23 protein-coding genes are annotated in these 24,731 nt (G+C 38.3%); 8 read left to right on the top strand and 15 right to left on the bottom strand.

Annotation, left to right across the window (positions count from 1 at the left end):
* Positions 1 to 127 precede the first annotated feature (127 nt).
* On the top strand, positions 128 to 1,672 hold the full coding sequence (pruA, locus tag MKY71_RS16195; protein WP_339173815.1) for an L-glutamate gamma-semialdehyde dehydrogenase: 1,545 nt from the start codon (positions 128 to 130) through the stop codon (positions 1,670 to 1,672).
* A gap of 87 nt (positions 1,673 to 1,759) precedes the next feature.
* Here pruA and MKY71_RS16190 read toward each other — a convergent pair whose 3' ends face one another.
* The 5 genes from MKY71_RS16190 to MKY71_RS16170 form a co-directional block, all read right to left on the bottom strand.
* On the bottom strand, positions 1,760 to 2,668 hold the full coding sequence (locus MKY71_RS16190; protein ID WP_339173813.1) for an ABC transporter ATP-binding protein: 909 nt from the start codon (positions 2,666 to 2,668) through the stop codon (positions 1,760 to 1,762).
* A gap of 2 nt (positions 2,669 to 2,670) precedes the next feature.
* Complete coding sequence (locus MKY71_RS16185; RefSeq protein WP_339196206.1) at positions 2,671 to 3,717, bottom strand: ABC transporter ATP-binding protein; 1,047 nt, start codon at positions 3,715 to 3,717, stop codon at positions 2,671 to 2,673.
* A 14-nt stretch (positions 3,718 to 3,731) separates the two neighbouring features.
* The gene (locus MKY71_RS16180) at positions 3,732 to 4,664 is read right to left on the bottom strand and encodes an ABC transporter permease (RefSeq protein ID WP_339173811.1); all 933 of its coding nucleotides are present in this window, start codon (positions 4,662 to 4,664) and stop codon (positions 3,732 to 3,734) included.
* Positions 4,664 to 5,593, bottom strand: a complete 930-nt coding sequence (locus MKY71_RS16175) for an ABC transporter permease (protein ID WP_008405519.1) — start codon at positions 5,591 to 5,593, stop codon at positions 4,664 to 4,666. Before MKY71_RS16175 ends, MKY71_RS16180 begins: the two co-directional genes overlap by 1 nt.
* Before the next feature lie 149 nt (positions 5,594 to 5,742).
* Positions 5,743 to 7,362, bottom strand: coding sequence for a peptide ABC transporter substrate-binding protein (locus MKY71_RS16170; RefSeq protein ID WP_339173809.1), 1,620 nt, complete (start codon positions 7,360 to 7,362; stop codon positions 5,743 to 5,745).
* Between the two features lie 355 nt (positions 7,363 to 7,717).
* On the opposite strand from MKY71_RS16170, the gene MKY71_RS16165 reads away from it, so the two are divergent.
* Together MKY71_RS16165 and MKY71_RS16160 are read left to right on the top strand one after the other, a co-directional pair.
* Entirely contained in the window at positions 7,718 to 8,275 is a 558-nt protein-coding gene (locus MKY71_RS16165; RefSeq protein ID WP_340733311.1) for a thioredoxin family protein, read from the top strand.
* Positions 8,276 to 8,450: 175 nt separating this feature from the next.
* Entirely contained in the window at positions 8,451 to 9,377 is a 927-nt protein-coding gene (locus MKY71_RS16160; RefSeq protein ID WP_339173807.1) for a diacylglycerol kinase, read from the top strand.
* Between the two features lie 123 nt (positions 9,378 to 9,500).
* On the opposite strand, the gene MKY71_RS16155 is transcribed toward MKY71_RS16160, so the two are convergent.
* Positions 9,501 to 9,644 (bottom strand): hypothetical protein, encoded by a 144-nt coding sequence (locus MKY71_RS16155; RefSeq protein ID WP_340733310.1) that lies wholly within the window; start codon positions 9,642 to 9,644, stop codon positions 9,501 to 9,503.
* 172 nt (positions 9,645 to 9,816) lie between these two features.
* Positions 9,817 to 11,502, bottom strand: coding sequence for a methyl-accepting chemotaxis protein (locus MKY71_RS16150; RefSeq protein ID WP_340733308.1), 1,686 nt, complete (start codon positions 11,500 to 11,502; stop codon positions 9,817 to 9,819).
* Positions 11,503 to 11,691: 189 nt separating this feature from the next.
* Between MKY71_RS16150 and rlmD the strand changes: the two genes are divergently transcribed.
* The gene (gene rlmD, locus MKY71_RS16145; RefSeq protein ID WP_340733307.1) at positions 11,692 to 13,056 is read left to right on the top strand and encodes a 23S rRNA (uracil(1939)-C(5))-methyltransferase RlmD; all 1,365 of its coding nucleotides are present in this window, start codon (positions 11,692 to 11,694) and stop codon (positions 13,054 to 13,056) included.
* A gap of 63 nt (positions 13,057 to 13,119) precedes the next feature.
* Here the strand turns inward: rlmD and MKY71_RS16140 are convergent, their stop codons facing one another.
* From MKY71_RS16140 to MKY71_RS16115, 6 genes are all read right to left on the bottom strand, one after another.
* Complete coding sequence (locus MKY71_RS16140) at positions 13,120 to 14,097, bottom strand: choloylglycine hydrolase family protein (RefSeq protein WP_340733306.1); 978 nt, start codon at positions 14,095 to 14,097, stop codon at positions 13,120 to 13,122.
* A 223-nt stretch (positions 14,098 to 14,320) separates the two neighbouring features.
* The gene (locus tag MKY71_RS16135; protein WP_340733305.1) at positions 14,321 to 15,037 is read right to left on the bottom strand and encodes a ferredoxin--NADP reductase; all 717 of its coding nucleotides are present in this window, start codon (positions 15,035 to 15,037) and stop codon (positions 14,321 to 14,323) included.
* Positions 15,038 to 15,201: 164 nt separating this feature from the next.
* Entirely contained in the window at positions 15,202 to 15,630 is a 429-nt protein-coding gene (locus MKY71_RS16130; protein WP_340733303.1) for a MarR family winged helix-turn-helix transcriptional regulator, read from the bottom strand.
* 138 nt (positions 15,631 to 15,768) lie between these two features.
* Positions 15,769 to 16,398 carry a nitroreductase family protein gene (locus tag MKY71_RS16125; protein ID WP_339173766.1) on the bottom strand — a complete coding sequence of 210 codons (630 nt, stop codon included), beginning with the start codon at positions 16,396 to 16,398 and terminating at the stop codon, positions 15,769 to 15,771.
* A 375-nt stretch (positions 16,399 to 16,773) separates the two neighbouring features.
* The gene (locus MKY71_RS16120) at positions 16,774 to 17,034 is read right to left on the bottom strand and encodes a hypothetical protein (RefSeq protein ID WP_340733301.1); all 261 of its coding nucleotides are present in this window, start codon (positions 17,032 to 17,034) and stop codon (positions 16,774 to 16,776) included.
* Positions 17,035 to 17,225: 191 nt separating this feature from the next.
* A complete protein-coding gene (locus MKY71_RS16115) occupies positions 17,226 to 17,762 on the bottom strand; it encodes a hypothetical protein (RefSeq protein ID WP_340733299.1) in 537 nt (178 codons plus the stop codon).
* Between the two features lie 389 nt (positions 17,763 to 18,151).
* Here MKY71_RS16115 and MKY71_RS16110 point away from each other — a divergent pair, with 389 nt between their 5' ends.
* Entirely contained in the window at positions 18,152 to 18,337 is a 186-nt protein-coding gene (locus MKY71_RS16110; RefSeq protein ID WP_340733297.1) for a hypothetical protein, read from the top strand.
* Between the two features lie 57 nt (positions 18,338 to 18,394).
* Here the strand turns inward: MKY71_RS16110 and MKY71_RS16105 are convergent, their stop codons facing one another.
* The gene (locus tag MKY71_RS16105; RefSeq protein WP_340733295.1) at positions 18,395 to 20,440 is read right to left on the bottom strand and encodes a methyl-accepting chemotaxis protein; all 2,046 of its coding nucleotides are present in this window, start codon (positions 20,438 to 20,440) and stop codon (positions 18,395 to 18,397) included.
* A 305-nt stretch (positions 20,441 to 20,745) separates the two neighbouring features.
* Between MKY71_RS16105 and MKY71_RS16100 the strand changes: the two genes are divergently transcribed.
* Positions 20,746 to 21,651, top strand: a complete 906-nt coding sequence (locus tag MKY71_RS16100; RefSeq protein ID WP_340733293.1) for an NAD(P)/FAD-dependent oxidoreductase — start codon at positions 20,746 to 20,748, stop codon at positions 21,649 to 21,651.
* 217 nt (positions 21,652 to 21,868) lie between these two features.
* Positions 21,869 to 22,720, top strand: coding sequence for a DegV family protein (locus tag MKY71_RS16095; protein ID WP_339173754.1), 852 nt, complete (start codon positions 21,869 to 21,871; stop codon positions 22,718 to 22,720).
* Between the two features lie 137 nt (positions 22,721 to 22,857).
* Here the strand turns inward: MKY71_RS16095 and MKY71_RS16090 are convergent, their stop codons facing one another.
* The gene (locus MKY71_RS16090) at positions 22,858 to 23,595 is read right to left on the bottom strand and encodes a YqcI/YcgG family protein (protein ID WP_340733290.1); all 738 of its coding nucleotides are present in this window, start codon (positions 23,593 to 23,595) and stop codon (positions 22,858 to 22,860) included.
* A gap of 167 nt (positions 23,596 to 23,762) precedes the next feature.
* On the opposite strand from MKY71_RS16090, the gene MKY71_RS16085 reads away from it, so the two are divergent.
* Entirely contained in the window at positions 23,763 to 24,617 is an 855-nt protein-coding gene (locus MKY71_RS16085) for a dimethylarginine dimethylaminohydrolase family protein (protein WP_340733288.1), read from the top strand.
* The last annotated feature ends 114 nt before the right edge of the window (positions 24,618 to 24,731 follow it).

The raw sequence follows: 24,731 nt of genomic DNA, 5'->3' as shown, positions 1-24,731 counted from the left end.
GTATTGAGATAATTTGCGTAATTTAGAAAAAATAATTGCTTTAAGCATTATTATATTGCATAATTCAAATTAAGTAACATAATATGATGCAAAAATATATTGCACTTAATATCGGAGGTAATGATAAATGATTAACTATAAACATGAACCATTTACAGATTTCTCGGTAGAAGAAAACAAACAAGCTTATTTGGAAGCGCTTAAAAAAGTAGAATCACAGCTTGGTGCCGACTATCCTCTAATTATCGGTGGCGAACGTATTACGACAGAAGAAAAAATTGTATCATATAACCCGGCAAAGAAAACAGAAGTGATCGGCTCTGTTTCAAAAGCTTCAAAAGACTTGGCTGAAAAAGCGATGCAAGAAGCGGATAAAGCATTCAAGTCATGGAAAAAAGTTAAACCTGAAATCCGTGCAGACGTTTTGTTCAAGGCAGCGACAATTATTCGCCGCCGCAAGCATGAATTTTCTGCCTGGTTAACGAAAGAAGCAGGTAAGCCATGGAATGAAGCGGATGCAGATACTGCAGAAGCAATCGACTTTTTAGAATATTATGGCCGTCAAATGCTTGAAATGAAAGATGGACGTAAAGTAGAAAGCCGTCCGAATGAATACAACCGTTATGATTATATCCCTCTAGGAATCGGGATTGTTATTTCACCTTGGAACTTCCCGTTTGCTATTATGGCAGGTACAACAGTAGCGGCTGTAGTTACTGGTAACACAGTACTATTAAAACCAGCATCAACAACACCGGTTGTCGCGTATAAATTCATTGAAGTGCTTGAAGAAGCAGGTTTACCGAAAGGTGTAGTAAACTTCGTACCTGGTAGCGGGGCGGAAGTAGGGGACTACCTAGTAGACCACCCGAAAACACGCTTCATCAGCTTTACAGGTTCTCGTGATGTCGGCTTACGTATTAACGAACGCGCATCAAAATTAAGCCCAGGTCAAATTTGGATTAAGCGTGTTATCGCTGAAATGGGCGGTAAAGATACTATCGTTGTTGATAAAGATGCAGATTTAGAGTTAGCTGCACAGTCCATTGTTAAATCAGCATTCGGTTTCTCTGGACAAAAATGTTCAGCATGTTCACGTGTCGTAATCGTGAAAGATGTATATGATCAAGTTGTGAAACGTGTGGAAGAGTTAACGAACTCATTAACAATCGGTGATCCTTCAGATAACAACAACTTTATGGCTACAGTAATCGATTCGGCTGCATTCAAAAAAATCAGCGAATATATTGAAATCGGTAAAACAGAAGGCCGTTTAGTTGCTGGCGGTACTGCAGATGATTCAGTTGGTTACTTCGTACATCCGACAGTATTTGCCGATGTGGATCCGGAAGCACGTATTATGAAAGAAGAAATCTTCGGTCCAGTAGTAGCGATTACAAAAGCAGATTCATTCGAAGAAGCGATTGATATTGCAAACAATACGGAATACGGTTTAACAGGTGCAGTAATTACAAACGACCGTATGAACTTAGAGTATGCTCGTGAAGAGTTCCATGTTGGAAACCTTTATTTCAACCGTGGCTGTACAGGTGCAATCGTTGGTTACCAACCATTTGGTGGCTTCAACATGTCAGGTACTGACTCTAAAGCAGGCGGACCGGATTATTTAACATTGCATATGCAAGCAAAAACAACATCAGAAGCATTTTAATTATTAAGTTATAGTCATTGGAAATTTCCTTATTATATAGAAAGAACTCCTTCACATTGCCTCGTGAAGGAGTTTTTTATTGTTCTTTTATTTAGCCCAGTCTTTTACTTGTGATTCTGTACCAAATACGAAATGGCCAGGGCGGGCTTCGATAACTTTAGCTGCTGGATCATGTTCAACATGTTTGTACGGGATACGTGTACGATTGCGTTCGTAAGCCGGATCTGGCTGAGGAACTGCTGATAATAGAGACTTCGTATAAGGGTGGATTGGATTGTTGTAAATCTCATCCGCGCTTCCAAGTTCTAATATTTTTCCGCGATACATAACCGCAATTCGGTCTGATATATATTTTACCATCGATAAATCATGGGCGATGAATAAATAAGTTAATCCGCGTTCTTTTTGAAGCTGCTTCAATAAGTTTACTACCTGTGCTTGGATAGAAACATCAAGCGCAGAAATCGGTTCGTCTGCAATGATGAAGCTTGGGTCTAAACTAAGTGCACGGGCAATGCCGATACGTTGACGCTGACCACCAGAAAACTCGTGGGCATAACGGTTGGCATGCTCGCGTGTCAGTCCGACTGCTTCCAGCAATTCACCGATACGGGCTTGGCGTTCTTTTTTATTCTTATAAAGACCATGGATTTCAAAGCCTTCTGCAATTAATTCACCGGCCGTCATACGAGGGTTTAAACTCGCATAAGGGTCTTGGAAAATCATTTGCATTTCACGGTTGAATTGCATCAATTCTTTACGTGATTTCATTTCTGAGATGTTTTTGCCTTTGAAGGTGATTTGGCCTTCTGTAATATCGTAAAGGCGGATAATCGAGCGTCCAGTCGTTGATTTACCACAGCCTGACTCTCCAACTAAGCCTAATGTTTCGCCTTCATACACATCAAAGGAGATGCCATCGATCGCTTTGATCGGCTGTTTGGCAGTGCCAAAATATTGTTTTAAGCCTTTTACTTCTAATATTTTATTTGCCATAATTACATGCCCTCCTGTTGATAGCCTTTAATACGGCGTGCTACCGCATCAGGTACAGGCATTTTTGGTGCATCAGGATGCAGTAGCCAAGTTTTCGCGTAATGTGAATCCGATACTTTAAACATTGGAGGTTCCACTTCAAAATCGATTTTCATTGCAAACTCATTACGAGGTGCAAATGCATCACCTTTAGGCGGATCGATCAAGTTTGGCGGTGAACCCGGAATCGCCATCAACAGCTCATCCGTAGAGTTGTTCAAGTCCGGCATAGAGCCAAGCAGCCCCCAAGTATACGGGTGCTGAGGGTTGTAGAAAATATCTTCGACAGTACCGTACTCAACGATTTGACCGGCGTACATTACCGCAACTCGGTCTGCAACATTTGCTACAACACCTAAGTCATGTGTAATGAAAATAATCGACGTATTTGATTTCTTTTGAAGTTCTTTCATCAGCTCTAAAATTTGAGCCTGAATCGTTACATCAAGCGCTGTTGTTGGCTCATCGGCAATTAACAGCTTCGGATCTGCTGCAAGTGCGATAGCGATAACAACACGTTGACGCATCCCGCCAGACAGTTCGTGAGGATAAGACTTATAACGTTTTTCAGGGAAAGGGATACCTACTTGATCAAGCAGCTCAACCGCACGTTTTTTTGCTTCGTCCTTACTCGTAACTTTTTTATGCTTCAGAAGCACTTCGGTAATTTGCGTACCGATACGCATTGTTGGATTTAATGCAGTCATTGGATCCTGGAAAATCATTGAAATATCATTTCCTCGAACTTGCATCATTTCTTTTTCAGATAAAGGAATAATATTGCGGCCATTGAAGTTGATTTCACCACCGGCATAAATACCAGGTGGCTGTGGAATTAACTTCATCAGTGCATTACTCGTTACGGATTTTCCGGAACCGGATTCACCAACGATCGCTAATGTTTCGCCTTCGTATAATTCAAAGCTTACTCCGCGTACGGCTTGTACGACACCAGCGTACGTTTTGAAATTAATACGTAAGTCGTTTACTTCTAATACTTTTTTCTTCATTGCGTACACTCTCCTTATTTACGTAATTTCGGATCAAGTGCGTCACGTAAGCCGTCTCCAACTGCGTTAAATGCGAAAATTGTAATCGAGATTAAAGCTGCAGGGAACAATAATCGCCATGGTGCAGATTGAAGTGCTTTGAAACCTTCAGAGGCCATCGTACCCCAGCTGGCTAAAGGAGCCTGAACCCCTAAACCTAAGTAGCTTAAGAAACTCTCTGTGAAAATTGCACTTGGAATAGTCATTGTCATTGTTACTAAAATAGCACCCATTGCATTTGGGATTAAGTGACGTTTAATGATGTGCCATTGATTTGCGCCTAATGTACGAGCAGCAAGTACGTACTCCTGATTTTTAATTTTCAGTACTTCACTTCGTACAATTCGCGCCATGTTTACCCAACCGGTAATGGAAAGGGCGATAATCATAGGAACTAAACCAGGCTCCATAATTACCAATAAAATAATTACTACTAATAAATAAGGGATTGCCGTTAATACGTCTGCGATACGCATCATAATGTTATCGACACGGCCGCCTGCCAAACCTGCAATACTTCCCCATAAAACCCCGATAATCAAATCAATGACAGCGGCAGTAATACCGATGAATAATGAAATTCGGGCACCTTCCCATGCACGGACGAAAATATCACGCGCAAGGTCATCCGTTCCGAACCAATGTGTTGCAGAAGGAGCGGTATTGTATAATCCGACATTCTGTTCATATGTATAAGAAGAGAATATCGGCGCAAAAATTGCAAAACCTGCAATGATAATAAGAAGGGCTAATCCAACTACAGCTAACTTGTTATGAGAGAAGCGATAAAATACTTCCTTCCAATAAGATACTTGCTTTTTAGAAAGGGCATCTGTATTTTCTGAACGACCGACAACATCGAACATGTCAGCTGATACTTTTGGTATTTGCTGTTCGTTTTGAGCCATTATTTTTTCGCTCCTTTCAATTTAATACGTGGATCGATGACACTGTATAAAATGTCTACGATTAATACAGCCAGCAATAAAATTAATGAATAGAACACAGTCGTACCCATAATTACCGTATAGTCACGGTTTGTAATACTTGTTACGAAATGGCGGCCAAGTCCCGGTACCGCAAAAATCTGTTCAATAACGAACGAACCAGTAATAACACCGGCAAATAGTGGACCTAAATACGTTACAACCGGTAATAATGCATTACGTAAAGAGTGCTTGAAAACAATTGTCCATTTTCCTAAACCTTTTGCACGAGCAAGCTTTACATACTCACTATTGTTTTGCTCCAACATACTAGAACGTGTAAGTTTAGCAATAAATCCGGCATGGGTAACAGCAATCGCCAATGAAGGTAAAATTGTATAGGCGAATCCTTTCCAGCCACTAACCGGGAACCAGCCGGCTTCAAATGCCAGGTAATACTGTAACAGTCCGGCCAAAATGAATGAAGGAACCGAAATCCCCAAAATTGCGAAAATTGTTGCGGCATAATCTCCAAAGCGATTATGATACAGTGCAGAAACAACGCCTAGTAAAACACCAAGGCCAATTGCCAATACCATCGCCTGAAGACCTAAAGCAAGGGATACAGGGAAGCTCTCTGCGATAATGTCATTTGTGGAACGGCCTTTATATTTCATCGACTCCCCAAAATCAAATGTCATCGTGTCTACTAAATAGTCTTTATATTGGATATACCAAGGATTATCCAATCCGTATTTCGCGTTTAACTGTTCTTCGATTGCAGGTGGCAATTCACGTTCGCTCGTAAACGGGCTACCGGGAGCAAGCTGCATTAAGAAAAACGTCGCTGTAATAATTAAGTACATTGCAAGTACGATATAAAGTAATCGTTTAATAATGAAGTTAAGCAATGTCCGTACCTCCTTTTTATACTATTTTGAAAATTTGATAAAACTATGAAAGGGAGTGCCCGAAATATCATTTCGAGGCACTCCCTATTTACGATGATTTTTTGAAAATGATTTCGACCATCGCAGGAGTAAATACTAAATAGTAAAAATTACTTCACTTTAACATATTTAAGGTTAACGTTACCTAAAGCATCTGGAACCATGTTTTCTACTTCGTCAGATACAACGTTTAAGTTCGTGTTGTAGTAAATTGGAGCTACTGGCATTTCTTCCATAATTACCGCTTCTGCAGCCAATAATTTTTCTGTACGTTTTTCCGGATCTGTTTCAGTGATCGACTCATTTAATAATGCAGTGTACTCGTCATTTGACCAACCAGTTTGGTTATTGCCGTTATCAGCAGAGTTGTACATTTCTAGGAATGTGTACGCATCATTGTAGTCAGCGCCCCAGCCAAGACGACCAATTTGGTAATCGCCATTTCCGATTTTATCTAAGTATACTTGCCATTCTGAGTTATCAAGTTTAACAGTAATACCTAAATTTGATGACCAGCCTTGTTGAATGAATTGTGCGATAGCAGAGTGCGCCTCAGAAGTGTTGTATGAAACTTTTACTTCTAAATCTTTAGCGCTAGCTAAGCCTAATTCTTTCAGACCAGCATCTAAATATTTCTTCGCTTCTTCGAAATCAGCATCTTTGAAGTAACCTTCGTCATCGCCGAAGCCTTCAACAGAGTTTGGTACGATACCTAGTGCAGGTTCTTGTTCGCCTTTTACTACATTACTGATTAAGCCTTCACGGTCGATTGCCAATGCTAATGCTTTACGAATGTTTTCGTTTTGCATTACTGAATCTTCTGTATTGAATTTGTACCAGTAAATAGATGACATATCAGAAACATTTAATTTGTCTTCTGATTTTAAACGGTCGATTGCATCAAGAGAAATTGTCCCGTAAGGAGCTCCTAGGAAATCGATTTCTCCAGCATCGAACATTGTCATTTGAGTTGTTTCTGATTCAACCATTGCAATGTTTACTGTATCGATATCTACGTTTTCAGTATCCCAGTAAGTATCGCTTTTCTCTAAAACGATATCGCCTGAGTGGTTCCAAGTAGTTAAGTTGAATGCACCATTTGATACATATGTATCTGCTTCTGTGTACCATTTTGGATCCGCTTCAGCTGTTGCTTTATGAATTGGATAGAACGTTTTGAATGCTGTCAATTCCAAGAAATATGGAGTTGGAGCGTTTAACGTTACTTCTAATGTTTTTTCATCGATTACGTTAATCGCCACATCTTCAGCAGTACCTTTACCAGTATTGTAAGCCTCTGCTCCTTTAATAGGGTAAAGGATTGAAGAATATTCAGACGCATTTTCCGGGTTTAATGCCCATTTCCAAGCGTAAGCGAAATCTTCAGCCGTTACTTTTTCACCGTTTGACCATTGTGCGTCACGTAAAGTGAAAGTATAAGTTAAAAGATCATCAGATACTTTATAGTCTTCAGCAGCAGCTAAAACTGGCTCGCCATCAACCATTGTTGTTAAACCTTCAAAAGTGTTTTCTAAAATTGCACCAGAAGTTGTATCTGAAGCCAATTGTGGATGTAATGAAGGTGGCTCTGAAGTGATTAGTAAATCTAATTCTTTTTCACCATCTCCAGATGATGTAGATTTTGATTCTTCTCCACCACCACAAGCTGCAAGTAATGCAGATAATGAAAGTGCTGTAGCAGTCAATGCGACCTTTTTATTGCGTTTCATAAATAAACCCTCCTAGAAAATCATGTAAATTAAATTTTCTGATAATTTTTTGATGCGTTATTTTAATATATCAGAATATTTATAAGAAATATATACTACATCAAAAATATTTTATAGATACTAATAAATAAAACAATTAAGAAAATTTTTAATTATTTTACTATAAGGTATTATTATTTGGGTAAAATTTTAATTAGTTTCTATATTCTCGAATATATTAAATATTTGCTGTTTCATACAAGTGATTTAGAAAATTTAGAATTGTATTATTGTGTAACAATTTTGACACATAAAACTTTCTTTTTTTCTTTAAAACGTGCAAAATAGAAGAGAGAATTTGAAAGGTGGTATAAATATGAAAACAGAACAACAATACTTCGAAGAGAGCACATCAATGAAGGAATATATGGATGCAATGTCCCAATTGAAAGAACAAAGCTTTGCAATTTACGAGCGCTTTGAACTTCCGGAGGATGCAGCTTTTATTGGAAAATTGAAAAATGCCAATGTCCATATTTTAGCGATTACGGAAGACTGGTGCGGGGATGCGATGATTAACAACCCGATCATCCGTAAAGTAGCGGAAGCGGCAGATGTGGAAATTCGTACAGCATTACGCGATGCGGATACAGATTTAATCGATCGTTATTTAACAAACGGCGGACGAGCTATTCCAATGTATTTAATTTTAAATGAAGCCGGGGAAGTAATTACTACATGGGGACCACGTGCACCACAACTACAGCAGCTAGTTACAGATTTACGTGCGACTTTACCGGACAAAGAAGATCCTTCATTTGAAGAAGCTCAAAAAGCGGTATATGAAAATATGCGCGGACAATATGTAAACGATTCAAAGCTGTGGAGCTACGTATATGAAGACTTTAAAAATAAAGTAAACGCAGCGATATAATTTTACTTATTCTGTTACTTTTACGAGTTCTTACTATATAATATAGTAGGAACTTTTTTCTATTTTAAATGTATTATTGAAGAGAATATCCCAGATGCAATTGTTGCTTTTCTAAATCAGACAGCAGTATACTTTTGACAGAATGAAAAATATAATTAATCAGGATGAGATCAAAATGAAAAGAGCGAGAATTATATATAACCCGACTTCGGGTCGTGAGGCATTTAAGAGGCATCTTCCGGAAGTACTGGAGAAGCTGGAAATAGCCGGATACGAAACTTCGTGCCATGCAACGACTTGTGAAGGTGATGCGACAAAGGCGGCAATCGAGGCTGTACGTCGTGAATTTGATGTCGTAATTGCGGTAGGTGGAGACGGTACGTTAAATGAGGTAGTAGCAGGTATTAGTCAATGTGAAAAACGTCCGAAGCTTGGTTTGATACCAATGGGCACGACAAATGACTTTGCACGGGCTGTTCGTATTCCCCGAAATGTCGAGGAAGCACTGAACATTATTGTTGCAGGGGATACGATACCTGTAGATGTCGGCATTTTGAATGAAAACCGCTACTTTATCAACATTGCTGCAGGCGGGCGAATCACTGAGCTGACTTATGAAGTTCCGAGCAGAATGAAAACGGTACTTGGACAGATGGCGTATTATTTGAAAGCGATTGAAATGATTCCTTCCATTAAAGCGACACATATGAAAATCCAAATGGATGATGAAGAGTTTGATGGGAAAGCAATGATGTTTTTATGTGGCTTAACAAATTCAGTCGGCGGTTTTGAAAAAATCGCACCGGATGCATCGATCAATGACGGGCTGTTTACCGTTATGATTTTAAAGGAATGCAATATTGCGGATTTCATTCGCATTGCTTCACTTGCATTACGTGGCGAGCATTTATCCGACGAGCGCGTTATTTACCGAAAAGCAAGCCGTGTTGTCGTATCATCCGATCAGGAAGTTCATTTAAACCTAGACGGGGAGTACGGCGGTGATGCACCAGCTATTTTCCAAAATTTAAAACGACATATTGAAGTATTCGTGCCAATCAATCGAATTCGTGAAATTGAAACGGATGAAGAAGTAATTTAACGAAAGCTTGCAAGGGTAGTGGAATGCCCTTGTGAGTTTTTTGTTTTGTGAGGGGAGCGGGTGCGGGTGCGCTTGCGGCGGAGTTTGTTCTAATATATTGCTTAAATGTTCTAATAAAATAAATTAAGTTCTAATAAAAGGCGGAAGTTCTAATATATCAGCTTGATCTTCTAATATCGGTCTAAGATGTTCAAATAAACCGGCCAAATGTTCTAATATCCTTTCACCATCTTCTAATAAAGCTCCCCATTGTTCTAATATCCGCACACCTCCATAAAAAAGAGCAAACTAAACACTCTGCAGAAAGTCTATTTTCTAATTTCCCGCTCAACTTTTCTAATAAACGAAAATTTCTTCTAATATCCAACGAGAAACTTTTAAAAAACCCTCACTTCAACAATTAAAACCGTTAAAGTGAAGGTGATTAAAAGCAATCATTCTATAATGTAAATTTCTCCATACTTTGTTGGAGCTGTTTTGCCTGGTCGGCTAAACGTTTAGACAGCTCTTCCATTTCAACAACAATTTCAGTTTGAAGTTGAGTCGCATTGGCTACTTGCTCAACATCGGTCATCGTTTTTTCAGTACCTTGCGAAATTTCGATGACAGAAGCGGCAACTTCTTCAGAGCTTGCTGAAATTTGCTGTGATGTAGCAGAAATATGTTCTACACGCTCCGTTATACTGTAAATATTGTCGGTAATCGTATGGAATGATTGACCGGCACGATCGATGATAACAACGCCATCCGTTGCACACTTGAGACTGTTTTCCACCGCTTCGCCAACATTTTGGGAATTGTGCTGAATCGTTTCGGTTAAATGCACAATTTCGTTTGCCGATTTTTTCGACTGCTCTGCAAGTTTGCGAACTTCATCTGCAACTACAGCAAAGCCTTTCCCGTGTTCACCAGCTCTAGCCGCTTCAATGGCAGCATTCAAGGCGAGCAGATTTGTCTGATCTGCGATATCGGTAATAGCTTTCGTTATTGTACTGATCTGCCCCGACTGTTCGATTAACACATTTGATAGGTTGGATATCGATTGAGTCGATGTATGCACTGTTTCCATTTGCTGCATCGCTTCATCAATAATTTTCACACCATCATTGGCAAACTGCGTTAATGTGACAGCACCGCTATGCAGGTCCTGTGTTGCACGTGCGATCGAGTTAATTCCCTGAGCTGTTTCATCTACAGCAAGTGCACTTTCATTTGCTCCAATGGTCATCGTTGAGGCTGTTTGTGCAGTATGCTCGATCAGTTCTTTAATATGAGCCGTTTCCGAAGAAATCGACCCACTGTTTCTCATAAGTGCATCCGCCGAATTGCTAAGCTGATTCGCATTTTGCTGAATACTTAACAACAACTCCTCAAAGTTACGCTGCAATGAAATAAAAGCATTCGACAGCAACCCGAATTCATCTTTTGTGTGAACCGGTTTATGTTCAACTTTAATATTCCCGTCTGCGATTTGTTCCAGATCATTTGTAATGGATTGAAGACGCTGTGTAATACCGTATTTCGTATAGACCATATAAAATCCGATGACGATAAGCGTAATAATAATGAAAACAATCGACAAAATCGTAGAAAGTGAGATCATGTCTTTCGTATTGTTTACGACTTTATCAAGCTCTTTGTTTTCGACCTGTTCTACTTTCTCCGCAAGTTCACTAGTGAATACACTCGTATATGTATAATCTCCATTTACCATAGACAAAGCGGACGAAATATCACGTGCCTGTACAGAGGAGATCACCTTATCCATTTGCCCGGCAATTATTTCCGACTGATCTTTTAAGTTTGTAATAATCGGTTTAGCTTCTGCTAAAATATTTTCTTCTTGTACTTCCTCAATTAATTGAACGAGGCTTGTTGTATGGTTGTTTAGTAAATCCAAGTTATTTTGAGAAGGGTCTACCGCATAGGCACGTGCATAAATCCCTTGGGATAATATGTGCTGCTGAATATCGTTAATACGCGTAACCTGTGCCATTTGTACATCAACGGCTTTGGAAACCTCATCGCCAATACGGAAAAACTGAACGGTTGCAAATCCGATTGAAAGCAGAAGAATCGCCCCGATTAAAATAAAGCCTATATTAAGTTTTTTGCGAACTGACATGTTTTTTCTTCTCCTTGAAATTAATAGAATTATTTAAGCTATATGGTAAATTATATAGGCAATACTTACTGAATACTAGAACAAAAGTAATAATTTAAATTACTCTGAATATTAGTGGAAAGTATAATAAGTGCAAAATATATAGAGCGTGGTACAATAAAGTGATTGAAATGAGAGGAAGAAATGAACATGTCTGCACCAATTAAAAAAAATGATCGTCAAACAGTTTATATAGAAGATTTAACACATGATGGCAATGGCGTTGCGAAAATTGATGGCTATCCATTATTTATACAAGGGGCACTTCCTGGAGAAACTGCCGAAATTCATGTAATGAAAACATTGAAGAATTATGGCTTTGCAAAAGTGATCAATATACTGCAAAAGTCGCCTGATCGTGTAGAAGCGCCATGTGTCTATTTCTCGCAATGTGGGGGATGCCAGTTACAGCATCTTTCGTATGAGGGACAATTGAAATGGAAACAAAATATGGTTGCAAATGTGATGAAGCGTCTTGGTAAAATCGATGCTCCTGTCCTTCCGGTAAAAGGGATGGAAGAGCCTTGGCATTACCGCAATAAATCACAAATACCATTCGCTCAAAACGAAGCAGGACAAATGGTGGCAGGGTTCTATAAAACGAAGTCACACTCAATCGTTGATATGGAACGTTGTTTGATTCAAACAGGGGAAGCCGATGTTGTCATGGCAGACCTGAAACGTGAATTAGAAATTTTAGGTGTGCGTCCATATGATGAAAAATCCCATCAAGGCATGCTGCGTCATGTTGTCGTTCGTAAAGGGCGTGCAACAGGCGAAGTGATGGTCGTACTCGTTACGAAGTCCAAAAAATTCCCGCAGGCGAACGCGGCGATCGAAAAAATCCGTGCGCTAATCCCGAATGTTACGTCCATCGTGCAAAATGTAAACGGCGAGAAAACAAATGTCATTTTCGGTAATGATACATTTACGCTTTGGGGCAAGGATACAATTGAAGATACAATCGGCAATGTCCGCTTTGAAATTTCGGCACGCTCGTTTTATCAAGTCAACCCTGTTCAAACAGAAGTGCTTTATAAGCAGGCACTTGATTATGCACAGCTGACAGGCAATGAACGTGTAATCGATGCATATTGCGGTATCGGTTCCATTTCACTGTTTTTAGCCCAAAAGGCTGGTCATGTAATGGGTGTTGAAATTGTTGAGCAGGCAATTGAGGACGCGAAACGCAATGCCGCACTGAACGGTTTTACAAACACATATTTCGAAGCAGGCCCGGCAGAGGAAGTTATTCCACGCTGGTATAAAGAAGGTAAAGAAGCAGATGTATTAGTAGTCGATCCACCGCGTAAAGGCTGTGATGAAGCGTTACTGAATACAATCATCGAGCAAAAACCGAAGCGTGTAGTGTACGTATCATGCAACCCTGCAACGCTTGCACGCGACCTCCGCATTTTAGAAGATGGCGGATATAAAACAAAAGAAGTACAACCAGTTGATATGTTCCCGCACACTACTCACTGTGAAGCGGTCGCTTGGCTGGAGTTATTATAATTATAAAAAAGGTGTCCGAGAAGCGATTCTGGGACACCTCTTTTTTAGATGAGCACTTTTTATCTAGGTAGGAGAAGGATACCTGATATTTCCGAGACAGATTGGTTGCGTACCATGAAGGTCGTAATTCCAAAGGCTGGATGTTAGTATTTGATTATTCTCATAAGTTTTGAAGTAGTATTCACATGTACTCGTGTTCATAAAAGCAACGTACTTCGTATAATCATCAGTCCCTCTATCAGTTATTACGATACCTTTAGGAATAAAAACGCTATTCAGCAGATGGAAGCATGTCATAATTGTTTCGACCGGGTTGTCTGGAAGATGGACATGAGTTTTTAAAAATGCGGTACGAACAAAACGACTGGGAGAAGTAAAGCCACCTGGCAATTGCGCTGTTCCACCCCCTTGACTAAAAGGAGTTAAGGATACATTTCCCCAATTTACATTCTTTTTTTGTGTTGTTGAAATCTCCATATAATTTCTTAAGTTTGTCAAATGCCACCTGAAATCCGGGCTATTTGCCATGACGCCTATAGGATTTTCTATTACTTCTAACCCCGTTTTCGTTTGCTCAATTACAATGCATTTTCCACTTCTATCTGTAGCAATCCAGTGGAGGGGAGCAGCCTTTTGTGTAACCGGATCGGCTACTCCTACAATTTGAATGTTTTTTAATAAAGGCGCTACATCATCTACCGAGCTACACCGACCTAATAAATAATGAAGAAAATCTAAGGAAGCGATAGGCTCCTTATTTTCCAATGGCAAATCATAATCCGCGTAACCTTCAAAATATAGCGTTGCCGCAGCAAACCCTCGTTCATTGACTCCATCAAAAAAGCCCAGCATGCCATCTGTTTCTTGACCGATAGCCATGAAGCTAAAGCGGTTATGGTTAGTTTTCATTGTCGCAAGACTATTCCATTGATAGTTTCTTGGAATTACCCAAAGTTTTGGTTCAATAGGGTGGGAAAAATCCATCGTTCTGCCAAAGATGTTTTCTCCCTGCAAAGATAGTACTGAAATAGCAGTACACATATCACATACCTCCATTGGTTTTAAATACCTTAAAATTCAATCTATGCTAGGGGAGGCTTGAAAAATGAATGTAACCATAATATTTGAAGTCAAAATCAAATGAGTTCCAATAATTAAAACTCCAAGCAAGAATGCGAATGCGGTTAGTGTAAAATAAAGATAAAAAACAGGGCTAACCGAAAAGTGGAATACTTTTTCGGTTAGCCCTGTTTCATATAATCACTTAAATTGTAGTTTCTACCGGGAAGAAATTAGCTAATTGTCGTTCACGTTTATCAAGGACAATTTGTTCCGGTTTAATGCCTTGTTCACGCAATACGTCGATGTTTTGCAAAATAAACTCATCACTGCCGACAACGTAGAATAGACCGTCCTGATCTGCAGCAAGTTTTTTCACTTCTTCATAGTAATCATTTCGATTATTGACATACTGCGATGTGAAATTTTTATCTGGTGCAGTTTCAAAAACATCCGTAAATAAATAGTCTTGTGTTGAATCGATCGTAAGAGAATGAATGCGGTCGATGTGATCAGGTCGTTCCAAATAAGTAAGTACAAGCGGTCTGAATGTTGCGAGACCTACACCGGAGGATAAAAGGTAAATATTTTTATCTTCTCTTTTCAGCGGTACGTTGGAATGGATTTTAAATAGTGCCACTTTATCGCCGACTTCCAGATTTCTTAAAATCGATTTAAACTCAGAGCACAGTTCTCTTATGCGAGTTGTGATCCCGACAGTCTGCTCATTTGGTAGTGTACAGATGGACATATGACGAACTAAACTTTTATTTGGCTGATCCCCGGCATTAAACCCTTCTAAAGCAAGGTGTGTATGTGCACCTTCTTCCCACGTGAAGCCTTCAGGGAGATCCAGCATAAACGTTTTCACTTCTGGCGTTTCTTCAATGATTTTATTTATTTTCGTCCAGTAAATTTGCATAATACATTCTCCTTAAGTAATGCTTATTTTCTTATAGTTATAGTATACCATAGATGATAAACGTTCTCATTTAATTTATTTCCAGTATATTATAGCAACAAAAAAGAAGAACGATATCCTCAATAAGGGGAAATCGTTCTTCTTAGTTTATTATTATGCACCGGTTAAAGATTATCTACATTATCATTCAAGCGTGTAAGAAATTGCTTAAGTTGCTGTAATTCGCTATCCGAAAAATCTTCATAAAGATCATTCAGAAACTGATCTTTAAACATTGTGCAACCTTCAAGTAATGCTCGTCCTTTATCGGAAATCGTAACAAGTACTTCCCGGTTGTTTTTCTCATTGCGTTTACGTTCGACATACTGCTGTTCTTCAAGCAGCTTCAAATGGCGTGTGATTGCAGCTTGGTCGATAGCTAAGGATTGTTGCAGGACCTTTTGAGTAACGCTTCCTTTTTTTATTAAAGAAACTAAAATTTCGTATCGTGTCAAACTGACTTCTGTTCTTTTTTCAAAAATTTGCGTTACATGACGGTCTAATCTTTTTAACATCATGATCATCTGTTTTTTATCATCCAAACAAACTTCCATACTAACCCTCCTTACATTGAGTGCTCTTCGTTCTAGGTATCTATCCCTATATGGTAGCATTTCCGTTCATTCGGATAAAGCATAAAAAATTTCACACTATATGATTACACCTGTCAGATAAAGGAACCTGTAATACCATTAGCTAGAGAAACGAATAATTTGATCGAATGGTAATCGTGATGAGTTACGAGCAGGCATAGCCGCTTTTCCGATAGCAATTAAAATCATCGGTACCTCATTTGCAGGCAGTTCATATCTTTTAGCGAATGCAGCTTTATCAAAGCCGCCCATTATTACTGTATCATAGCCCATATCCTTCGCTAAAAGTACGATTTGCATAGAAATTAAACCTGAATCTAAGTGGGCGATATTACTGCGTTCAGCATCAGAAAAACTGCTGTATGCCGCTTCGGAATTGGAAATCATCATATCTGCAATCTCACGTGGCATATAACCCAATTCAACATTCAAATCGTTAATTTGCTTAGCATTTTTATACATTTCAATATCGCCGATTACCGCAATAATTGCTGACGATGTTTCGATTTGCTCCTGATTAAATCCGGCAATGCGCAACTCTTTTTTCTGCTCAGGATCATCAATAACTAGGAAGCGCCAAGGCTGCAGGTTACTTGATGATGGAGCTGTTGTTGCCTGTTGTAGTATATGTTGAATTGTCTCGCGAGGAATCGCAACCCCCGGTACATATTTACGAACGGATTTACGTTCTTCCATTAATTTTTCTAAAGCTGATTTTTGTTGTAGCATTTTTTTCACCCTTCTTTATCGAAATTGGAATAGGTTTTTATTTTAGTTGATGAGTCAATGATTGACAAGTCATATGTCTTATACATAAATTTCACTAGGGAAAAGGTATAAAAAAATTAGCTCGCAGCACAAGAAGACCGATTAAAAAATTATATCAATAATGAATTAATCCTAGTAGAAGGGGGAACCCTGCGCTTCGAATTGTGCTGTAATTGAGCTTGAGCTTCAACCTGAGCCTGGATATTCGCCTGAGCTTCAATCTGGGCTTGGAACTGGGTATCCGCATTGAGCTATGCAGTTTTTGGTCGATAGAGGTTAGAAACAAGAAATCATCAGAAAAGGCAGAGGAATAAGCTTCCCCTACCTAAAAATTTCTTAATCTTGATATTCCATATAGTGTTCGGATAATTGATTATTCAAGCGTTCTAATTGAATGATTTGTGAATGGGGCAATCCATCTGTTTTCGTCTTTTGAGAACACATCCAACATGAACAGTGAATTTTCCCTTTTGCAAAATATCCGTTAAAACGAGGATCCCATCCAATGTGCTTCGCAATATTAAGCTTCCGTTGAATGACTCTCTTTCGATGATGCCGATTATAGGCTCGACTTCGATTTTTAGTATGTGGTTTCATTACCGTCAACTCCTTGGGTTAGGGCTCAGCCTGTAAAAGTCCCCCAAAGAAGAAATTGGACCGTTACAGGCTGAGTATGTTGGCAATAAATATATTGTAAAGGTTCAAAACAGTCACTCCCAGATAAAATATTTTCTTTAATTATACATTAAATGTTGTGTTGCGTATGATCTGAATAAGCATGACATTTATTAATAATAGTTATGTGGACACTTAAATCGGTAAAAAAATTGCATTACAATTGCTGATGCGATCATATCGGACATAGCCAATGCCTCGGCTTCAATTTCATCAAACACTTCAATATCTGTTTGATAGTCTTTTTGAATCATGGTTACGGCTTCTTTTTTAGTTAGCTCTAAATGTTTATAGAACATTTCCTGCAGTGCATCTTTCGATAAGTATGGGTTCAGATTGCTTAAAAATAAAACAATGTCATCCGCATTTTTATACCATTCTTTTTCTTTAGTATTCACTGTGTTTGTATCTCCTTTGACAGCGGCTGTTACAAGTTCCGCAGCAATGACTAGGTGATCTTGAATAAGCTTAGCGTAGTAATCCGCAATCTGGTCTCCATAAAACGGGCGCAGACAATTGCCTAAGTCAATTGCATTATGCAGGAGGCGCTTTTGTACAAATGGTAGATCCGGCAATTGGAACACAATGCTAATAATCGTCATCCGCGTCCAATTGACATGCTCCATCCAAAGTAATCGATTCATCGCCATATAATCGGCCTCTGTTTTACTTATGCAACGCTGATCAAGAGTGCTCAGTTGCCGAGTTAAAAAATGCCGAAGCGGTGCAGTGTATTGGGAAAAGGGTTGCGCATAGGAAGCGCTAAGCGGATAGGTGAAACCATTTGTATAATAAGGATACACTCATACCATTCCTCTCTACTTTTCAGTCCATAGTAAGATGAAAATTGGGCTCTTTTATTAACATACTCATACGTATTGAGGTGTGTGAAAGTGTTCGCGTGGATTTCATGGTATTTAATACAATAAATTTATAAATACTAGTCGCAGCCGAATTGCACAAAAATTTACAGTAGAGCTTTTAAACAATGGGATAGAAATTTACTTTCCACACACACTGTTAGTGGAGGTGAGTTGGAATGGGTAACAATAAACATAAAAACAATAAAACTCAGGATAACAAAAAACAGCAAAACCAAAATCAAAATGCGAACAGACCACGAGCAAACAGAGAAGAATTTGCTCAGGAAGTAAACTTTGATCAAAACCAGAACCAGAACCAGAATCGCAATAAAAACCAAATACAGAATAAGAAGGATTGTTAATTTTTCATAAGAAAACCCCAATACACGTGTCATTGTGTATTGGGGTAATTTAATTTCCTATAGCTTAAATTTCGAAACAGAGTCAGTTAATTTTTCAACTTGTTTATTTAAGTGCGTAGCATGCATCGTCACTTCAGAAGTAGCGGATGTTTGTTCTTCGATTGAACTCGCAATTTCTTGCGTCTCTGCTGTAACCTCTGTTGTCATTTCATTAACAACTGCTATTGAAGAGACGACGACATTTTTTTGCTGTTGCATTGTTGATACATTATCCATCGTGTTTGAAATCGACACTTTCATATTTTCCAATGTATCAGAAAGTTGTTTAATTGCATTATCTACAGTATTAACGGCTAATTTCTGATCTTCGCTGATCTCGTTTGTCTGATTCATCACTTGAACGAGTTGCTGCGTGTCCTCTAAAATACTTAGAATGATTTGCTGAATATTCGTTGTTGCCGCTTTTGAGCTTTCTGCCAAGCTTCTTACTTCATCTGCTACAACCGCAAATCCTTTTCCGTGCTCACCTGCTCGAGCAGCTTCAATAGAAGCATTGAGTGCTAGTAAATTTGTTTGTTCAGTAATTTGGGCGATCACATCGGTTACTTTCGAAATGGATTTCGTTTTTCCATCTAACTGTTCGGTTACGACCGTTACCTCATTAAATGCGCGTTCTAAATTCGCATAGGATGTTTCCAATTGTTGTACTTTATCAATGCTTGTATGAACTTCTACCAATGCTTCGTCAGCATCATTTACCATTTGCTGAGTTTTGAGCTCAATAGATTCTATTTCATCGGCCAATACATGGATAGCTGTAGAACCATCATGCATTTTTTCTGCCTGTGTACTTGTATTCATAGCAATTTCTTCGATGCTGTTCGAGACATTATTTAACGCCTGCTCATTTTCCTTGGCAATAATAGATAAACTATTTGAAGAATGTTGGATTTCCATTGAATTTTCATTTACTTGATTAATTAAATTGCGAACCTCGTCTAGCATATGGTTGTATTGATTTGCTAAGTCTGCAATTTCATCATTTGACTTTGTTTCAAAACGTGAAATAAAGTCACCGCTTGCTGTTTTTTCAAATATATCATTAAAGCTATTTAAAATATCGACTAATTTTCGTGCCATGAAATAGGCGAATAAACATCCGATTATTAAACCGATCAATATTGAAATCCAACCGACAATCGATAACTTATTTAACTGTTGTGCATAACTATCTTCATCTACTAAAGAAACAATCTGCCAGTTATTCTTCTCGATAACTTGAATTTCACCTGTATAATTCACGTCATCCCATTCAAACTGTTCAATTTGGTTAGTGCCATTTTTAGCATCTGACAGCCAGTTAAACTTTTTCTCTAATTCGGAAGTATTTAATAGATCGGTAACACCAGCAATCTTGCCTGAATTATCGGCATTGATATTTGTTCCGTCCCCATCTTCGATAAATGAAGATACAATCAATCCATTTGGATCGACAATCATTAATTTTGAAGATGATTTTGCTTCAATGCCTTCGCGAATCTTACCAATTGTAGAGAAATCGATATCATAGCCGACCGCACCGACTAGTTCGTCCTCTTTAAATACCGGGGCAATAACAGAAGTCATTAACTTGTTAATACCAGTATCCAAATAGACATCCATCCATTGTAAGTTGGGGTTTGCATTCAATTTTGCAAAAGTTTGAGATTCACGTACATCCCATTCATAATCAATTGCAGGTGTAGAGTGCAGTTTGCCCGATTTAAAATCCATGAAGTAGACGGACAGATAATTTTCGTTATTTTCTTTTAAAGTGCTTGTAATTTCATCAATATGTAAATAGTCGACTTCATCTTTTTGTACGATCGTTTCGATAACCTGCTCGAATTGTAGAAGGTTTGTTTCGTAAGTTTCCAAACCTAATGACACCTGATCAACAGCATTTTCAGCATTGTTAGAAGAAGTCTGTTCATTTTCTTCTGTTAAAATATTTCGTACTGTCCACTGACTAAATAACACAGTAATGACGACCGCTGCAATAACTGCCAGTGATATCAGTACCATCCACTTAGTTTTTATCTTTAAATTTTTGAGTATATTCATTTTCATCTACCTTTTACCTATATATTGACTTTCATTCCCAAAATGAGGGTTGCAAAGACGAGTAATAGAATATATGATTGCGGGACTTTTGTCTATCTAAATTTATCGACTTTACTATATATATTAAAAAGTTATAATTTTTTGATTTTTGAGACGTCTTTTATACAAAAATCATTGACTAAAGGATACTTGTGGATTTTTGGTTCACAATATCCAAGATGGGGCATAAAGAATTATTGAGGTTTTTTCTATAAAGATACTGGGAATTTAAAGAAATTAGAAACAAATATGAGTGGGTGATAAAAATGGATATATTGGATTGTATTATAATCGGCGGAGGACCATCTGGATTAAGTGCCAGTTTAGTTTTAGGCAGAGCTAGAAGAGAGATTGTATTGTTCGATGATAATACGAATCGCAATCGTGTGACTGCAGAGGCACGCGGATTTATTACTCGTGATCGGACAAACCCTCAGGAGTTTAGAGAAATAGGTTTGAAGGAACTCGAGAACTATCCAACAGTATCGTACGTAAACGCAACTGTTACGGAAATAACTAAGGATAAAGATAGTGACAGGTATATTGTCAAAGCTTCTAATGAGAAGGAGTATATAACGGAAAAAGTTATTTTGGCTACAGGCATTCAAGAGGTTTTTTTCATACCGAGTATAAGGAATTATTACGGGAAGAGTTTATTCAGTTGTCCCTATTGTGATGGCTGGGAACAGCGGGATAAGCCTTTAGTGGTCATCGCGGAAAAAGAAGAGCATGTGCTGCATTTGACTAAGTTGATTTATAACTGGTCGCAGGATTTAGTTGTGCTGACAAATGGCCTTGAACTTTCGGAAGAGGCGACTTCGCAGTTAGAAAAACGGAATATCAAAATAATAGAGGATCAGATAAAAGCATTAATTGGTAATGACGGGTTTTTAGAAAAAATCGAGTTTGAATCGGGAGAAACGCTAGAACGATCTTTTGGTTTTGTAGCACCAACGTATTACCGTGCGAATAAGCTTGTGGAAATGTTAGGTTGTGAAGTTCATGAAAACGGGAAAGTCATAACTGACGGTGTTGGCAGAACATCTGAAAAAAATGTCTACATTGCAGGAGAAACCGAAACAGCACGACCTTCATCGTTAATGATTTCGGCTGCAAGAGGAAATAAAGCAGCAGTTTCAGTGAATGTAGATCTTACTGAGGAACGATTTTGAAGTAGCTAGAAAAAGATTAAGCTCAATAGATTACAAAACGAATTTGAAAAAAATTCGTTTTTTTCTATTGGGGATGTCTAAACAGGTTATGCAATCTCAACTCTTACATATAAATATAGTAGAGGTTTAACAAAATAATATAGTGGCATCTATAGGTTCACTATTGATAAAAATATAAGTACGCAGAAATAGCTGCGTTAATTGGAAGGTGTATAGGATGAGTAAGATTATATTATCGACTGACAGTGGGGCAGATTTACCGCAAGAATTGGTTGAAAAATATCAAATTCAAGTAGCTCCAATGCATATCATTATGGATGGGAAAGATTATTTGGACGGGGAACTTTCTGTAGAGGAAGTCTTTGATTATTACAATCGTACGAAGAAGATCCCGTCTACTTCAGCTACTAACGTTCAGGAATATCATGATTTATTTTCAAAAATCAGAGCAGATTTTCCAGATAGTATTATTATCCATATTGGATGTACATCGAAAGCATCTGTCACTTTTCAAAGCGCGGTCATAGCAGCAGAAGACTTTGATGATCTGTATTTAATCGACTCATTAAATATAACTGGGGGACTTGCAGCAATCGTTATGCATGCAGCATTATTGATTGAAAACGAACCTTCCATTGACCATATTCGTTTAATAAAGGAAATAGAATCCTTTGTTCCTAAAACTAGGCTTTCAATTCTACCAGGCAGTCTCGAATTTTTGAAAGCTGGAGGAAGAGTAAGCAATCTTGTATATATTGGTGGTGCACTGTTGAAAATAAAACCTTGCATTGAATTGAAAGAAGGTAAACTAGTTTCAACAAGAAACTATCGCGGGAAGATGAGTATGGTAGCAGAGAAGTTTATGCGTGATTTTTTAAATGAATATAATATTGATAAAAAATTGCTATTTTTGATTTACTCAATCGGACTTGATGAAGGTATTAAAAATCGGATGGTCGAAATTGCAAAGGGGAAGGGATTCGAAAATGTGAAATGGATGCAGGCTGGAGCTGGGATATCTGCGCATGCTGGTCCAGGGGGCGTCGGGATTGCCGGATTAGAATGTTAGCTGGCAAACCGTTGAAGCGTCGGCTTGTAACAATTTTTTTATTTTTATTTGCACTGACTATGTTATTTCGTTCGAAGAAGCTTAATTAAATAAATAAAAGAACGAATCTCACGATGGATTCGTTCTTTTTTATAGCACTATAATAGCAATGATTTATGTTGGAAAGGGCATTTCCCTTGGATCGGTACAATATCGTCGCCGATAAAGGATTGTTTCCATTCGTTATGTGTCGGATCTCCAAAGTGGCCGATATCCGGGTGCTTCGGAAGTTGATCCCAAACCTCTACACGCTTCCGTACTTTATCCCTGGACATAATACCGCCTTTTTCGGTACCTTCTAAACCTTGGAAGATTTTACGTGGCTGGAATCCGAGCACCATCGCATTTCCTAAATGGCGGGTTTTGCGCTTCTTATATGCAGGAGCATTTCCAAATACAAATATTGGTTCTCCGGCGAAGTGGAAATCCCATAAATAATGATCTGGATCACGAGGGCTGTTTTCTGGCCATTCTACTTTATCGGCTGTATGTAGATACTGGAGAATATCCCAAAACTGTTGACGGTAATCATCGAGTGCCCCTTCTTGTTCGAAAGGTTCAACAAATACAAATAGACCGTGTCTTTTATAATTGGGCTGTTTAAATAATTCTAAAAATCCTTCTACTGCTTGAGGTAAATTATTCCAGTCGTCCTGTGTAATATATGCATACCTAAGTTCGCCTTTAAGCTCGCCACTCATCCCAAAAAAACAAGGAAATGTTTTATCCGTTACTGTTTTATGAAACGTTTCGTATTCTTTATAGAGCCAACTTGGTAAATCCGTTCGATTGTGGAAATCTTCTTTCGTTAATAGAGCCTGACCCTTCGTAATCATAAAATCTCCTCCGTTAATGTTCTTCAGTTTATTCTTATTGCATTTCCATACCCTAATGAAAATTACTTGAAACAACAGTATTCACCTTATATTGATTAAAAATTGTTTATGGAAACGCAAAAATAGGGAATGGTAAAAAGGTGAATTAAGAATCTGGAGGATGACTTATGGTAAATACATTTTCAAAGCAATCCCAAATAGCATGTCAAAGCGAATATGGAACTTTAAAAAAAGTTGTATTATGTGAACCTGAATATATGGAAATTAAAGAAGTAATCAATGATGTTCAAAAAAAATATAAGCATGATAATATCGATCAGGATCTTGCACTAGCCCAGCACCGAAAGTTTGAACAAACGCTACTTAATGCTGGTGTGGAAGTAATTAAACTCCCTCCTAGTAAAGAGCACCCGGAACAAGTATTTACAAGAGATATTGGTTTTACTATTGGAGATCAGTTGTTTGTTTCGCAGATGGCAAATCCTATCCGTCAAGGTGAAGATGAAGTACTGGCACAATGGCTAAAGGAGAATAAAATTTCGTATCATAACCTTTCTAAATATTCAATTGAAGGTGGCGATGTGATTATTGACGGTCCTCGGGTTTTTGTCGGAATCAGTGATCGCACATGCGAGAAGGCTATTCAAAATTTACAAAAACAACTGCCTGATTTTGAAGTCCTTCCAATCCCGTTTAACCCAAAATATTTACATTTAGACTGTGTATTCAATATTCTTTCATCAAAAGATGCACTTGTTTTTCCGGATGCATTCGAACCGGAAGTAGTTAAACATTTATCAAGTATGTATGACTTAATCGAAGTAAGCGAAAACGAGCAGTTTACAATGGGGACAAATGTGCTTTCGATTGGACAAAATCGTGTGCTGAGCTTGCCGGTTAACAGTGATGTGAATTATCAAATGAGACAGCATGGTTATGAAGTGCTGGAAGTCGACTTTTCAGAAATCATTAAGTCGGGCGGCTCATTCAGATGCTGTTCGATGCCATTAGTAAGACAGTAGATTTTAATAATGATGCAAATTCCTGATTTGTATTCGAATTTACTATATGTATTTTATACGAAGCTCATTCTAAAAGTTGTGCATCCCGCATTTCCTTTATAGTGTATATTTAAG

The organism is Solibacillus sp. FSL W7-1324 (assembly GCF_038008025.1).
Taxonomy (GTDB): Bacteria; Bacillota; Bacilli; order Bacillales_A; family Planococcaceae; genus Solibacillus.
The sequence above is the reverse complement of the archived record's forward strand: the minus strand, read 5'-3'. Positions and strand labels throughout refer to the sequence as shown.

What these genes read in the sequence shown, in the direction of transcription:
- MKY71_RS16110 (WP_340733297.1), top strand. Translation starts at nt 18,152, where the DNA reads ATGGGTAACAATAAACATAAAAACAATAAAACTCAGGATAACAAAAAA.
- MKY71_RS16190 (WP_339173813.1), bottom strand. Translation starts at nt 2,668, where the DNA reads ATGGCAAATAAAATATTAGAAGTAAAAGGCTTAAAACAATATTTTGGC.
- MKY71_RS16160 (WP_339173807.1), top strand. Translation starts at nt 8,451, where the DNA reads ATGAAAAGAGCGAGAATTATATATAACCCGACTTCGGGTCGTGAGGCA.
- MKY71_RS16150 (WP_340733308.1), bottom strand. Translation starts at nt 11,502, where the DNA reads ATGTCAGTTCGCAAAAAACTTAATATAGGCTTTATTTTAATCGGGGCG.
- rlmD (WP_340733307.1), top strand. Translation starts at nt 11,692, where the DNA reads ATGTCTGCACCAATTAAAAAAAATGATCGTCAAACAGTTTATATAGAA.
- MKY71_RS16165 (WP_340733311.1), top strand. Translation starts at nt 7,718, where the DNA reads ATGAAAACAGAACAACAATACTTCGAAGAGAGCACATCAATGAAGGAA.
- MKY71_RS16125 (WP_339173766.1), bottom strand. Translation starts at nt 16,398, where the DNA reads ATGCTACAACAAAAATCAGCTTTAGAAAAATTAATGGAAGAACGTAAA.
- MKY71_RS16180 (WP_339173811.1), bottom strand. Translation starts at nt 4,664, where the DNA reads ATGGCTCAAAACGAACAGCAAATACCAAAAGTATCAGCTGACATGTTC.
- MKY71_RS16170 (WP_339173809.1), bottom strand. Translation starts at nt 7,362, where the DNA reads ATGAAACGCAATAAAAAGGTCGCATTGACTGCTACAGCACTTTCATTA.
- MKY71_RS16085 (WP_340733288.1), top strand. Translation starts at nt 23,763, where the DNA reads ATGGTAAATACATTTTCAAAGCAATCCCAAATAGCATGTCAAAGCGAA.
- MKY71_RS16105 (WP_340733295.1), bottom strand. Translation starts at nt 20,440, where the DNA reads ATGAATATACTCAAAAATTTAAAGATAAAAACTAAGTGGATGGTACTG.
- MKY71_RS16115 (WP_340733299.1), bottom strand. Translation starts at nt 17,762, where the DNA reads ATGGCGATGAATCGATTACTTTGGATGGAGCATGTCAATTGGACGCGG.
- MKY71_RS16140 (WP_340733306.1), bottom strand. Translation starts at nt 14,097, where the DNA reads ATGTGTACTGCTATTTCAGTACTATCTTTGCAGGGAGAAAACATCTTT.
- MKY71_RS16100 (WP_340733293.1), top strand. Translation starts at nt 20,746, where the DNA reads ATGGATATATTGGATTGTATTATAATCGGCGGAGGACCATCTGGATTA.
- MKY71_RS16130 (WP_340733303.1), bottom strand. Translation starts at nt 15,630, where the DNA reads ATGGAAGTTTGTTTGGATGATAAAAAACAGATGATCATGATGTTAAAA.
- MKY71_RS16120 (WP_340733301.1), bottom strand. Translation starts at nt 17,034, where the DNA reads ATGAAACCACATACTAAAAATCGAAGTCGAGCCTATAATCGGCATCAT.
- MKY71_RS16135 (WP_340733305.1), bottom strand. Translation starts at nt 15,037, where the DNA reads ATGCAAATTTACTGGACGAAAATAAATAAAATCATTGAAGAAACGCCA.
- MKY71_RS16095 (WP_339173754.1), top strand. Translation starts at nt 21,869, where the DNA reads ATGAGTAAGATTATATTATCGACTGACAGTGGGGCAGATTTACCGCAA.
- MKY71_RS16185 (WP_339196206.1), bottom strand. Translation starts at nt 3,717, where the DNA reads ATGAAGAAAAAAGTATTAGAAGTAAACGACTTACGTATTAATTTCAAA.
- MKY71_RS16090 (WP_340733290.1), bottom strand. Translation starts at nt 23,595, where the DNA reads ATGATTACGAAGGGTCAGGCTCTATTAACGAAAGAAGATTTCCACAAT.
- pruA (WP_339173815.1), top strand. Translation starts at nt 128, where the DNA reads ATGATTAACTATAAACATGAACCATTTACAGATTTCTCGGTAGAAGAA.